Consider the following 14,538-nt stretch of genomic DNA (forward strand, 5'->3'; position numbering starts at 1 on the left):
TGATTTCCACATACAGAAAAGTGCCGCACCATCTCAGTGGTGCGGCACTTCTTTTTTATTCATGCTTTACTTTCTTCCCGTCTATCACGTAGATGCCTGGTTGCAACGTTTCAGGATCAGCCTTCAACGGGCGTCCATCAATCGCATAGATACCTGTATGGCGAGGTCTCTGGCTCATCGTGTTTGGCTGGATACCATCCACGCCACCAGATTCTCTTACCGACAGCACTGGCCCATCATCAACGCCGCTGACCTTCCTGATGCGATAGATGCGTGCATCCCGAGCAGGAACCGTGGCTGTGAACTTTCCTTCGTTGTTCAGATGAACCGTCGCACCGGTCCACAACTCCTTAATCTCAGCCACATTGCTCACATCCATACCGATGTGATAATATACATCGATATCCCAATTAGCCGTGTTTGAATTGAAGAGTGTACTTGAATTATAGTTCAAACATGCCACGTAGGTGTATAATGAAGTCTCGTAAACAAAGATATTCTCTGCACCGCTTTCGCCAGCCCAATGGCCGAAAGCCGGTCGGAAGGCTCGACAAGTCTGTACGGCGTGCATCAAGTCGGTATTGTTGGCCAGGAGTGACCGCGCATAGGTTTTGCTTTGTGCTGTGTTCGAATAACCATAGTTCACACCACTGAAGTTGTCACCCATCAGGAAGATGCCCGTCACCAGTCCCGAGGTAAGACGTGCGCGGCATTCTGCGGCACTGTGAGAGCCATTCTTATCCACCATGACAAGCTGATCGGGGTCTTGTGCAAAATAGCATTCGTCCAGCCACCAGCCAAACGAAGTACTGTTCAGACAATACTTGGTATCGCTGATACTGCGGAAGACATCACACGAGATGCGACGACTGTGGCCAAACTGATGTGGAAAGGCCGGTGCGATGCTCAGATCCACATAAAGACCACCATTCCCCCACAGGTCGAGAATCTTCTGTTTGAAGCGGTTCATGCCCTGATTATATGCCTCCATACCGGTATGCACGTTGGGGTCGTACCAGGCATCGGCCTCAATGGCACCCTGCGACAGGAAGTCCACTTTCACGTAGCCTATGCCATAATTGTAGAACTGCTGCAGGCGCTCCTCCATCTTTGCAATGACAGCAGGATGCGTAGGATCCAGACAGTAGGCACCATCCAGGGTCTTATAGCTGCCGTTCTGCTTCAGGCACACGTCACGATGCTTATAGCTTCCATAGAATGTCTGGTCCAGGTCATTCTCGCTGATCCAGTCAACCCACGGACCAAAATAAAGCCCGGGAATCATGTTGTGCTGACGACAATAGTCGAACACGGCATTACGATCGTTGTCCGAGAGGAAGTCCCACCACGAGTCAAGATCGAAGACCACCTGCCCCTGACTGTCACCATAGCCATACGGCATGAGTTCCTCGGCAATAAACTTTGCCGTATTTAGCACACAGTGGTCGCGATATTCATATTGCACATTGGTCTGCAGCACGCCCCATGAGTTCCAGCCTACGGGTTTGGCTCCATGCCACTCCCAGCGAGGCACCACGCGGGTGCATGCCCGGCCATAGGTCTCCATGCCCACGCGCCAGTCGTCAAACCATCCCACCATGAAGCGCGACGAACTCACCGAGGTGCCATGCACCATGCCGTGAGCCATGTTCTGGTCGTGCGTAAACGAACTGGTATAGCCTGAGCGCAGTTCGAAGTAATTTACCTTATAATTGTTTGATGCCGTCACCTTTGCACAATTCTTCCAGTGATCGTGATCGAGGGCTCCCATGACGAGTCCATGGCGGGTACTGCCATTAAACAAGGCGATGACAGAGTTGCTTTCGTGTGTGGTGTTCATGGGGCGCGATTGATACTTCACATATTCATCATTATCCCATGGAATCCACAGCATGCGGTTGGAACTGTTATAGGCTCCATTCATAAACGTTGCCTCGTTGGCCGAGCGTAGAGGCAGCACATAGTTCGTTTTAATCTCTCGCCCGCTGGTGTTGCTCACGGTGAGCTGACAAACGAAATAGTCAACATCGTTGTAGAACACGAAATCCTGCACCAGCTGCGACCCTTCACCACTATAGTTGGGCCAGTTAAACGTGTAGAGGATGCTGTACTTAGTACCCGTACCGAAGCCGTCGGCATACCCTTCAGTCTTAGTCACCGTCCACGCGGCAGCATCCTTGGTTTCCGGCCAGTATGTACCGGAGTTGTCGTCGGCAAAATAATAGCCTGCCGAACCATAAACGCCCGTAAACAGCGTCGTGTTGTTGTACGCAATAGACATATACTTCGATGTTTCGTCGAAGTTGATATGCCATCGTCCCTCACTGATATTGAACGCACCCGCATGCAGAGCATTCAGGGCCATCGCCAACATAAAAACAATTGATTTTTTCATAGGAAAAAGTTAGTTAAACATTATTAGATCAATGGTAAATGGTCAATAGTCAATGGTCAATGAAAAGACAAAGGGGCGCATTTCGATATCGGAATACGCCCCTGCCGTTGTGAGATAAGAATGGTATTATTTGATTACTTTAGTCACTTGATTACCCTTCTTCACGATGAAGAGTCCGCGGCCCAGGCCATCGATGTCGGCGCCCAGCTGACGACCATTGGCATCATAGATGCTGGTGGCATCGTACTGGATAGCCTTTGTCGTCTGGATGCCATCGGCAACGCCGACCTCGGCCTTCGTAAAGGTACTGGTGGTCCAGTCGTTCTTGATGGTCTGCACACCCACCTCATAGTTTCCGTCAGGCACACTGATGGTATAGGTCATGGCAGAGGGATCCTCGCTGCGCAGAGCTACGCCCAGCGCATTGGTGGTGCGGAGTGCACCGGTCTCGAGGTCTGCGGGAATCAGCTGACTGATCCAACCTGTCTCCTTGTTCTTGACATAGAGGTTATAGGCATTGCCAGGGTTCATATCGTCGCCGGTCCAACTGATGGTCAGTTTGCCTCTTTCCTCCTGAACAGCCTTCACATTGGTGGGAGCGTCGGGAGCCTCGATGCCGTCTGTCAGCTGGTTTTCCCAGATACCGAAGTCGAACCAATAGTCGCCTGACACATCTAGCGCACCGTCTCCATTGACGTCACCTAGAGTCAAATAAGCTGTATTAGGATCTCCAAAATCTGTGTCGAGCGAGAATGTGCCATCGGTATTTTGGGTATGAATACGAGCACCCCAACCTTTTTCTTCAACATCGGTCCAACCATAAGAGAATACATCTACAAGACCATCGTGGTTGATGTCAACCAGGTTAGCATATGCAGCGCTGGCACCATAAAGACCATTGCCCTGACCTACAGAACTGCGTGTGAAGTTGAACTCGCCATCACCATCGTTCAGATAGACATCGCCAGCCTTGGGCATACCCTCACCGCTCTGCGTACCAAAGACCACGATGTCGAGCCAACCGTCGTTGTTCATGTCGGCCACCTGCAGCTCACTTTCATACACCGCAGCAAAACTCTTACCCTCAAGGTTTACCTCCTCGAAAGTGCCGTCCTGCTTATTCTCATAGATGTATAAAGAGATGGCATCGTCATCGTTGCTCCAACCGGTGGTGATGATATCCAGCCAGCCATCGCCATTCAGATCGGCAAAAGCAAGCGCACCATGGCTCATTGGCTTTGCTTTCATGTTAGGCTCCATCTGTCCTGATTCTACGTTGGCTTCAAACAGATCGGCAGGCTTCTGGTTCTGTTCGAAAGGAATGGGCTTGAACACGTTGGCCTGTGTGAATGTGCCATCACCATTATTATGATAGAGGGCTACCAGGCGCTCGCCGGCCACATCCTCACCATCCATCCACTTGTGATAGCACTGTATGAGCACATCGGTATAACCGTCGTGGTCGTAGTCGCCGAAGGCAATGCTCGAGTTGGCGCGGTTGCCCAGAGAATAGGTGTTCTCGTTACCACCCTTGGGGAAGGGACATGGCTGCAGTTCGAAGATACCTTCAGCATTCTGCAACTGGAAAGCTACATACTGGGTGTCGTCGCCCACCTTCTGTCCGCTGTACTCCGAGAACTTCCAGCCCCATTCATCCTGACCATAGATATAGGCATCAAGACGACCGTCATTGTTGGCATCGAAGAAGTGATAGCCGCCCCACGTGGTTGGCAGCAGGCCATGAGCCTCGGTGCTGGTGCGTGCGCCCTCGCCCCAGTGATACCACGAACTGGCCACTTCGTGGGTGTAGTTGCCGCCACCCTGATTAAAGAATATATTGGCCGTACAAGCCCAGCTCAGCGAGAACCATGAGTTGGGATCTTCCGCATCGCCCTGCACAGCCCATTTGGTGTGTTTCTCCAGAATTTTGTTGTCTGTTCCATCGAGTACGTAGTTACCCTCGGGATCAGTCTTGAAGGTCACATCTCCAGAACCATCTTTGTCATTGTCGGGTCGATACTGTCCGCCATAGACCACATCGAGTTTGCCATCGCCATTGACATCGGCAAAGGTCACAATACCACGGTGCAAGGGCATGAACTTCTCCTGGTTCTGTTCCTGTTCCACCTGTTTAAACGACTGTGCCTGCGCCGACAGAGCCGAACCCAGTAGCAAGGTCATAAGTAATGTAGAATGTTTCATAAAAGATAAAGTTGTTTTTAGTTAATGATTATATGATCTCATAAAGTTTTCACGGCTACAAAAGTAGCTATAATTAGGCACACTCCACTATAACGTCTGTGGTGAAAGATATAAGGAATGTGCCTAAATGGTTTTTCTTCAATATTGGTGCAACAAATGTGTCATTTTGCGACTGTTTCTTTTCCTACAGGTACTTGTTTTCCTGCTGACTATCAGTCTATTTTTCGTGCGCAAACCACTCTGCAAGGTTCAGAAGGCGCTGCTCGGTGGCTGCGTCGTCTTCATACTTTCGGCTCACCTTCCTTGCCATGAATGCAGGATGGTTGTCGCGATGGTGGGAAATGCGCAGGAGGTCGAAGAAGCGGTTGCCCTCGAAACAACTTTCGGCTGCCATCTCATCGAGGATGGCGCGCTCCACGTAGTCGGTGGTATCTACATCTGCCGGAATCACATACTGGGTCTTATCCCAGCGGATGCCCAGTCCCAATCCGCGGGCTGCGGTGCCGATATTCTGGTCATACTGCGAAGCGCGGAAGTCGATATAACTGGGATAGCGCTGCATCTCGAGCGTATCCACACGATGCTGGATGGTGTCGTACATCACGGCGTTCAGTCCGTACTTCAGCACGGCAAAAGCGGTGGTGGGGAAGCCTGCACGATTGATAGCCTCAGCATAGCGAAGATACACCGTGGAAGGACGCAAGACGGCAAGTGATGTGAGTGGACGACGGCTCAACAGGTCGGTCTCGCTGCCAGAGAGGTTATTGTAGAACTTCGTGATATAGAGGGGCGAAGAGGCTGCGCCACGTGCCGCGATGGTAGGTCCGAAGGCATCGCCGATGCGTTTGCCGTTCGACAGTTCTGCCATGCCGCGCAGGTCGCCATAGAAGAAGCGCGAGATGGCCTGTCCGTTGTCAGTATGGAAGTGTGTGCGCTGCTGCATCCAGTCGGTAAAAGACTTCACGGGAAGTAACGCCGGCGCATGGAACTCAGACGAAAGTCCATCATCATAGGTCAGTTTGCGCAACTGACTGTGTGCTGAGCGCAGGTTGCTATCAAAGACCTGTCGGGTGATCATCTCTGAGACATACGCACGAAGATGACCGTTGTTCAACTCCTGTCGGGTGGCAGTGCGCCAGGTGTTGGCATAACCGCTACCCACCGTTAGACGTCGCTGGCGTATCAGCTCGTAATAGGCGCTGGCCGCCTCTTCATACCTATTATTATATAGATACAGATCACCAAGGAGCATCGTCGTGGGCAGGAAGAACTCCGAACTGTTCCAACCATCTATACTGCCATAGTCCAAGGCACGGATGTTGGCGAAAGGCTTCAGGTCTGCTATCAGCAGCAAGGAAAGTGCATCCAGGTCGATTTCCGTGTCATGAAGCGCTGCAGCACTGCTGACATCGGTCAGAGGCTCGGTGAAGTAATTCACCTTACCAAATATCAGTGCCATCTGCCAATAGGTATAGGCCCGCAGTGTCTTCACCTGTGCATATTCTGGCAGCAGCACTTTGGTCTGTCCCTCAACAAGGGTAGTGTCCATGTGCGACAAGATATAGTTGCAGTTATTGATGATGGCATAGAAATCGCGAGCCTGAGCATAGGCGTTATCCGACGAGAACTGCAGGTGGTCGATAGCCTGCAGATCCGTAGATGCCATCTGTGGATCTACCGTCATCAGGTCGCCACGCAACTCACCCATCAGCACGATGCGGTCGGCCACCTGTTGCAGTTGGGCCAGAACGCCAATTACCGAGTAGATAGAGTCGTTGGCCTGGTTCAGCTGATGCTGGTTGTCATAGGCCACCCGATGGTTGTCGGTCTCCATCATATCCGAACAAGAGAAGAGCGCTGCGCCAAGGCAACAGCAAACAAGGCCCTTACAAAGCTTATGATATATTCTTTTATTCATCGTTACAGTGTTATTAGAGGTTAAGTTTCAGTCCTACGTAGTAGGCACGCGATGTGGGTTGCAGACCGGCATCGATGCCCTGGTATAGCACCTTGTTGCCATAGCTGAACTCAGGATCCGCGCCGAGATAATGAGTCAGCGTGAAGATATTATTCACCGAGGCCCATAGGCTCATGCCCTGAATATACTTTGGTTTGATAGGCAACTGATAGGTGATGCTCAGCTGTTTCAACTTCAGGTAGGAAGCATCTTCTATCCAGCGATCGCTGAAGCGACTGTTACCCATGGGGTCGCCATAGGTAGCACGCGGTATGTCGGTATGCTGACCATCGGCCGTCCAGCGGAGTCGCATGGCCTCACTCTGGTTGTGGATGCTGCTGCCACTCTCCAACTGCTGGCGCAAGGCATTATACGCATCATTGCCCCATGAATAGGTGAAGAGAGCATCCAGCGTGAGGCGTTTCCACGACAGGTTGAAACCGAAGGTGCCATAGACATCGGGGTTGGGGTCGCCAATGATTGTTCGGTCGTTTTCGTCGATAACGCCATCGGGCGTCAGATCGACGAAGTGCATGTCGCCTGCTGCGAAATTCACGCGTCGGCCTGTCTCGTCGATGATGCCAAGACCAGCCTCTTCAGCCGCTTTCTGGTCGGCAAAGACGCCCTCACTGCGGTAACCGTAGAACACGCCCAGCGGATGATTCTCACTCGTCAGTACCGTTACTCCGAGGATATCGGCCGTAAAACTACCGTTCGTCAGGTGTGTCACCTTGTTTTTATAGTGGCCCACCGACAGGTGCGCATTCAATTGCCAGTCTTTCTTATCCATCAGACGGCCAGTCAAAGCCAGTTCGAAACCTTCATTCTGCAGTCTGCCGTCGTTGGTCCAATAGTTCTGCAACCCATACTCCTCACGCAATTGTTTGCTGACCAGAAGATCACGTGTCACAGAGCGGAAGTAATCGGCACGCAGTGTGAACCTGTTATCCAGCAAATGAGCATCAACCCCGAAGGTAGCCGTACCGGTGCTCTCCCACTTCAAGCGGTCATTACCGATATTCGTCAGTACAAGTCCTTTGGCCTGTCCTACAAAACCGATCGACTCAAAATAAGGACACGACACCGTGGCAGGCAGGTTGTCATTACCCGTCAGTTCGTAGCCTACGTGCAACTTCAAATGATTGATGCCACGCACCTGCTTCATAAACGACTCTCCTGTAACGAGCCAACTGGCCTCTACAGAAGGGAACAGTCCCCATCTGACGCCACCCAGTGCAATGCCGCCATCAGCACGACTTCCGAAACGACTATTGTTCTCCATCGTGGCTGAAACCAACAACTGGTAGCGGTTCTTCAGCAGATAGTCTGCCTGAGCATACCAGGCCAGGTCGCGCCAGTCTTCGTTCGTGCCCAGGGTTGTACGCAGTGCAGAGTTGGTGACTGAGAGCGAGCGCAGATTGTCACTACCCGTGTTGTATCCCTGTCCATAGTCACCCTCAAAGGTATCATTGATAAAGCGGAAACCTGCCTTGGAGTTGAGCGTAGCCTGCCGCGTCTTCACGATCTTCCAGTTGGCCTCCATAGCTACAGTCAGGGTGCTGTGGCGGGTCATCAGACTTGCCACGCTGTTGTCACCCTCTCCATACCAGTCGCCTTGTTCGTTCACCAGCTGCACCTCGGGCAGTCCGTAGTCGGGCAGGAAGGTGCTCTCCTTTATCTTGTCCCATGAATAGTTGACCATGGCCGACAGGTTCAGGTTGCTGTTGAATGTATAGGTCGGTGCCAGTGTGGCCGTGAAACGATAATTCTTCGTTTTACCCTCAGCCTGTTGGATAATGGCCAATGGATTGCCAATGCCCAGTTCATCCACATCCGACAGACGATGAAACAGGTTACCCTGCGTATCATACTGATAGGCATGATACAGAGGAGACTTCACATAGCCCATGTTACGTGGAGAATACTGACTGAAGATGCCATCGTCAAAGATATTTCGGGTGACCTGCGAGAAAGAGATATCTGCGCGGGTCTTCAATCGCTTAGTAAGGTCAATATCCGAGTTGAAACGCACGTTCAGTCTGTCAAAGTCTGTCTCGCGAATAGCGCCCTCGTTATGGGCATAGCCCAGCGAGAAGGCATACAAGGCAATATCGTCGCCGCCACGCACGGCGATGCCATAGTTCTGTGTCACAGCATTTCGCCCGATGACGTTCTGCCAGTCAGTATCGTTATGGTTGGCATTATAGTAAGAGGTGTTGGGCTGATCATCCATGAACCGAAGAGCATGTCCGTCTATCATGCCCGTTGGTATCAGGTCTGAAGCCAGGATGCGATAGTCCGAAGCGCCAAGCAGAGGCAGTGTCTTGCCCCGCTGCTTAATACCTGCAGAGAGGTTCACTTCTATCTCGGTGGCCATATTATGACTACGCTTCGTTGTGATCACGACAACGCCACCAGCGGCCTTGGCACCCCATATAGCAGTTCCGTTCTTCAGCACTTCAATGCGCTCAATATCCTCGGGAGCTATCAAGGCCAGCGGATTACTGAAATAGCCTTCATGCAGAGATGTGACATCTTGCTGCGACTGCCATATCTGTCCGTCAACGACAAAGAGCGGCTGCGACTGCATATTGATGCTGTGAAGTCCTCTGACGAAGAGGGCTGCACCGGCAGCGTCGAGTCCGCTATGTCCTGCCATGCGCACATGGCCCAAGAGGCTTCGCTGCACGGCATCGTCGGTACTTAGATTGACAGGCACCGATTGCGCTACGGGCATCATCTTGATCAACAGCTCCTTGCGGCCTTGCAGGGGGATGATCTGCGTGTCAAAACCTGGGGCTTCTACGCGCAGCAGACCATTGCTATCGTCCACCTTCAAAGAGAAATCTCCTCCCTCTTCGGTCATGGTCATATTCGTCGTACCGATCAGCGTGATACGCGTACCTGCAAAACGCTCGCCGGTAGCACTGTTCACAACCGTACCCTTAACAACAGTCTGCGCATGTCCTGCCACTATGAAGAGATGAAATAATGAGATTATCAATAATATTCTTTTCATATTTCTTCTGTGCTTTATTATTTTTCTACGGGTTCAAAGATGATACGGTCTAACCTGAATGAGCGCGACAACTCACCGGAGGAGAACTCCTTGGGAGTGACGTTGGTGGTGATGGTCAACTGGGTGGTGACGGGCACCCCACTGGCATCATTTGCGTCATCCATCAACCACAGACGGTCGGTGGTATTGCTCACGGGAATCTCCAGATTCTCAAACGCCAGCATACGCGTCACGTCCGTACCACTCGTCAGCAATGTCTTCACATTATTGCGTTTGGAGGCCGAACGTCCGTTTGTGTTCTGATAGGCCACCGTGAACGACACACGCGTGGAGTCCAACTCTTCTGATGCTCCCTCTACCGTGACGGGGAGGAACACGGCATACACATTGTATGTTCCTGCCAGCACACCGGGAATGTCGAAGATCACCGTGGGGTTGGTCGATGCCGAGATAGGAACCACTTCAATATAGCTGTCGCCACTGACGTGATCCACCATACTGTGTGCCGTCACCTCACGTGCATAGACCGAGGTCAGCGTGTTGTTATAGGTGCGACCGTTCTGCTGTTCGGCCTCTATGCTGATGGGCTTGTCCCACGTCTCGCGGTTGTTGAAGTTCAGGTGCGTAGCAGCCAGTGCGCGACCGTTCGAGGTCTCCAGTTCTGTGGTGCCAGTCACCATCGCGCTGGGCACCGTGTCACGATAGATCAGGTTCTCGACGATAGCCAGTTGGGTGCGCACATGCTGCAGAGAGTCGGCCACCGCTGCATCCTCATCAAAGACTTTGAACGAAGGGGAGATGCGCTGATAGGCCTCATCCCACGCCGCATTGGTAGGCAGCACCATGGTATAGGCAGAGTCTTCGCGAGCAATAGCACCGATACCATAGACAGCGTGCTCCAGCAGTCGGTTATAGTTCACCATCACCGAGTCGTAAACAGGTCGTCCCTGCTCGTCGATGTCTATTTCCGTTGAGGCATCGACGTCAAACTTCACTTCATCAAATTGGCTGATGAAGGCATACGCCTTCGAGAAGTCGGGATTCGTCTGCAGGTGTTCATAGAGATTGTTGCGGTAAGGAATGGGGTGCTGCAACTGGTGAACCAGTCCGTTTCTCGCCTGTTGGTTGCCGGCCGTGATAGGCGTTCCGGCAAAGCTGTCAGCAGCATCAAACTCATAAATCTTTCCGTTCAGCATCTCTACGCTGACGCCCTGTGGTGTCGATGTAGGATAGATATGGCGGGCTATGTGGTTGGCCACCACCCTACTGATGTCTGCGGCGTCGCTTCCCTGCACGGGGGCAAACACGGTGAACGACTGACTCGAAGCGAGCAGATCAGCATAGCCTGCCTGACGCACTTGTTCTGCAAAGGTCTGCGTGCTTCCGTCCAGCACCTGCATCACCGTCTGTCCGTAGCCCGCTGGCAACTGCTCATCGTAGTGGTCGCTCCAATCAGAGCAAGCCGTGAGAGCCAGCGACACCAACAAGACTGCTATTTCATTATTATGTTTCATCGTCTTACTGTTTTTAGTCTTTATCTTCTGTATCTATCAGACTGGTCGGCACATATTCCAGATAGTCAAAATGGAACTCGCCGAGTTCACTCTCTATATTTTTCACGCGGAAGTAGTGAGGACCATAATCCTGGAAAGTGAAGGTGCCCACGATGAAGCGCAGAGAGCCTACATTCTGTCTCAACGTCTTCTGTCCGTTGATCGCATAGACAGAGTTGGGGCCTTTCATATAACCGCGATTACGCATCATCTTGTCGTTCTCCGCACCGTTGTCGGTGGTCTGGTCATCGCTGATCCAGCCTATCTGAGGCTGTTCGCCCGTGTAGTTGAAAGACACTGGAATACCGATGATGTCGCCATCCACGAAAAGCTGCGCAATACCGCCCCACGAGCGGGCAGAATAGCCCAGACGTATTTCGTAGGTGCCGGGAGGCACGGGCAACATACGCACCGTGACATCATACCAGCCTCTGACCGAGATCTCATCAGCTTGGTAGTTGGTCCAATAGTCAGATGCCCACATAATAAACTTCGAGGCATCATTGAATTTGAGGTAATCGCCACAATAGTCTGGGCTCATCGTATAGCCCCCAAAGCCGTCCAGATTCGTCAGCTTCCATCGTATGTTGTTGTTGGTCAGCTGTGGCGGTATACTATAGGCATCAAAGCGGATACGCTTATTGAGCACATCATGCTGCATCACCGTTTCATCATATACCAGCATGTCGGTGAGCGAATGGATAAAACCATTCATGCCGTCGATATTAGACCTCGACTCGTCGATGCCCACATAGCGTCCGTCTCGCTGTTCGTTAAGATGGTTGCCGGCCTTGAATTCTATCAGGCGGTTTTCCAGCATGGTCTCATAGTATTCATAGCGTTTTCCCATGTAGTAGCTGCTGGTGCACACACCATTATATATAAAGGAGTTGGTGGACATCTGGCGGTTCAGCATGTGGTAACTGACAAACTTGTTCAGGGCATTATGGCGACTGGTCGGGTCGGCCTCGTCTTCACGGCCATAATACGTTTGGGCATACCGTTCCAGATCGGCTATGTTGTGAATACCGGCAGCCTCCATCACACTGTTTGGTTCTGCAAACAGCGTATAGCCTAGGCGGCGCTGCTGCAATGGCTTCATCGTGTAACCCAGCACATTGACAAACTCCGTTGTATAGGGACTCTTATAGGTCATGTCGTAGGTCTCGGTTATCGAGTCGTTCAGATGCGTCAGTCGCAAAGCCTCAGCAAAGATGCTGTATGCAGGCATCTGGTCCAGAATAGAGCCCAGCGTCTCGTCACTTGGCTCCAGCACGTGGTCTATCACGTGCACCACACCATTGTGCAGTTCCACGTCAGGCACGGTGATCTGCGACTGCTTGTTCACCCAGATCTGGTGTCTTCCTTCACCGGTCGTCGCATATGAGATAATCACATAGCGGTTGTTCATGTTCGATGTGCCCAGGGCACCCTCTGTGAAGTCCTTTGTCAGATAGTCAATGGCCGTAGAACGGATGATGTGGTTATACACGATCTGCTGCTTTTCTTCCTTTGTCAAGGCATCCAACGAGGTGTGATGTGCCTTGAAATAAGTATCGAAAGCCACGTCGGTGGGGACAAAAGCCGTGTAATGTCCGTAAGTCGATAAGAGCGAGTACTCGCCAGCATCCTCCACGATCTTCGTAAAGATAGCAAAGGAGTCCGGTCGGTTTTCTATATAGGTGGCCACGGTCTCACCCTTGAAGGTGTAGTAGCTGTCTCCGTTCAGGTCATCGCTATTGCAAGATGCCTGCAGGGCAACGACCACAGCGAGTGTGCCAAAGAGCACGCCTTTGGCCAGTTTACGTTTCACGTATGCAGATATCATCGTTTTCATACCTTAGTTCTTTTCTATATCACTGGAAGTTGCATAAAATGGGTTCTGTTTCAGCAGCTTATTCACCTTGAGTTCATCGCGGTGAATAGGCAGATAGAGGGCGTTCAGCGTGTTCAAGCGCGTCAACACGGTTGCCTGATCCTGACTCTCATACTTTCGCAACAGATAGGTAGAGACCACATTGTTTAGGTCGCCCGTTCTGCGGATGCGTCGCAAGATGTCAAAATAGCGCTTTCCCTCAAACAGGAATTCTCGTTGGCGTTCGTCGAACACCAGGTCGCGCATCAGCTCTTGCGAGTTGTACCTCGACAACTGCAACGTCCCGCTACCCTTTGATGGGTTGGCCCTGTCGTAAGAATAGCTCACCAGCGCCAAGGCTGCCTCTAGGTCACCAGCAGCATTACGCTCCACCAGTGCCTCTGCTTTCATCAGATAGACGTCGCTCAGTCTGTACACAATCCAGTTCTGTGTGTTCTGATTCGTCACATAATCGCTCTGCAACACCTGTGCACTGGTGCTTTCCTTGCGATAGGCCACATACTTCTTGATGGGTATGAAGGCCGCTGACGTGTTGCTCCACAGTGCGTCATACTGCCTGACGTCGCTATTCTCAAAGAGGTTATATTTCTTGAAGTCGAGAGACGACAGGTAGTTGGCACTGGTGCGTCCGCCCTCCGTGCCATACATCTCGCACACCACGTAGTTGGGCACATAGTTGTCAAACTGCAGTTCAAAGATGCTCTCCGACGAATTGCCGATGCCAAACACCTGCTGGTTGTAGCGCGCCGATGGTTCCAAGAAAAGCGGGTTAAGACCTGGTTGCAACACTCTGTCGCACATCGCGATGCACTGGTCGTAGTCTCCCAGCCATAGGTACATATCTGCCATCAGTGTCCAGAGGGCTTTCTGCGTCACGCGCCCTTTGGTGTCGCTCGTTGTTGAATAGACGGCTTTCGCATAGTTGTCTTTGATTGTCTCCAGCTCTGCCAGCAACTTTCTCAGGATGGTGTCGCCATCAGTCTGTGCCAACTGGAACGGACGTGTGTCGTCGCTATAGGCCTGCGTGGTGAAAGGCACATCACCAAACGTACGTACCAGATAGAAGTAGCACAATGCGCGTAAGGTCATCGCCTCGGCCTCGTAGGCACGCAGTTCGCCAGTCTTGAAATTGGGATCCTGCTGCTGCACCTTCGGAGCATTCTCCAGCACGGTGTTACAATAGTTAATCACGCGATACAGGGGCGACCACTGCGTATAGCCATTGCTGGCATCGATATTGGCCGAGAGCATGTAGCTCAGGTCGCCACCGGGGTTCATGCCTGCCAGCACATTGTCCGAGCGCACCTCGCCCCAGACGATGAGACGTTCCATGGCCTCGGGCTCGAGCAGCGCGCGGTAACAGGCAGCCAGCGCACTCTCCACATCCTGCTTCGATTGCCAGAAGTCCTCGCCCACCAGTTCCGTCTGTGGTTTCAGGTTAAACCAGTCCTCGCAACTGGTCAGGGTGCAGATGCTGCCACCACCAATCATGAGGGCTATGAGAATATGATAAATCTTCTTCGTAATCATAATACA

General features: G+C 51.9%; 7 protein-coding genes. All 7 read right to left on the minus strand.

Annotated elements, in window-relative coordinates:
- Nucleotides 1-55: 55 nt before the first annotated feature.
- Nucleotides 56-2,395 (minus strand): alpha-galactosidase, encoded by a 2,340-nt coding sequence (locus T433_RS15050; RefSeq protein ID WP_155808445.1) that lies wholly within the window; start codon nucleotides 2,393-2,395, stop codon nucleotides 56-58.
- Between the two features lie 126 nt (nucleotides 2,396-2,521).
- Nucleotides 2,522-4,576 (minus strand): FG-GAP repeat domain-containing protein, encoded by a 2,055-nt coding sequence (locus T433_RS0109035; protein ID WP_027455564.1) that lies wholly within the window; start codon nucleotides 4,574-4,576, stop codon nucleotides 2,522-2,524.
- 238 nt (nucleotides 4,577-4,814) lie between these two features.
- Complete coding sequence (locus T433_RS0109040; RefSeq protein ID WP_027455565.1) at nucleotides 4,815-6,515, minus strand: RagB/SusD family nutrient uptake outer membrane protein; 1,701 nt, start codon at nucleotides 6,513-6,515, stop codon at nucleotides 4,815-4,817.
- 13 nt (nucleotides 6,516-6,528) lie between these two features.
- Nucleotides 6,529-9,573, minus strand: coding sequence for a SusC/RagA family TonB-linked outer membrane protein (locus T433_RS0109045; protein WP_044109582.1), 3,045 nt, complete (start codon nucleotides 9,571-9,573; stop codon nucleotides 6,529-6,531).
- Between the two features lie 17 nt (nucleotides 9,574-9,590).
- Nucleotides 9,591-11,087 (minus strand): fasciclin domain-containing protein, encoded by a 1,497-nt coding sequence (locus tag T433_RS0109050; protein ID WP_155808446.1) that lies wholly within the window; start codon nucleotides 11,085-11,087, stop codon nucleotides 9,591-9,593.
- A 13-nt stretch (nucleotides 11,088-11,100) separates the two neighbouring features.
- Nucleotides 11,101-12,963, minus strand: a complete 1,863-nt coding sequence (locus T433_RS0109055) for a fasciclin domain-containing protein (RefSeq protein WP_052357059.1) — start codon at nucleotides 12,961-12,963, stop codon at nucleotides 11,101-11,103.
- Between the two features lie 3 nt (nucleotides 12,964-12,966).
- The gene (locus tag T433_RS0109060; protein ID WP_027455569.1) at nucleotides 12,967-14,532 is read right to left on the minus strand and encodes a RagB/SusD family nutrient uptake outer membrane protein; all 1,566 of its coding nucleotides are present in this window, start codon (nucleotides 14,530-14,532) and stop codon (nucleotides 12,967-12,969) included.
- Between the last annotated feature and the right edge of the window lie 6 nt (nucleotides 14,533-14,538).

It is taken from the genome of Xylanibacter brevis ATCC 19188, from assembly GCF_000621725.1.
Taxonomy (GTDB): domain Bacteria; phylum Bacteroidota; class Bacteroidia; order Bacteroidales; family Bacteroidaceae; genus Prevotella; species Prevotella brevis.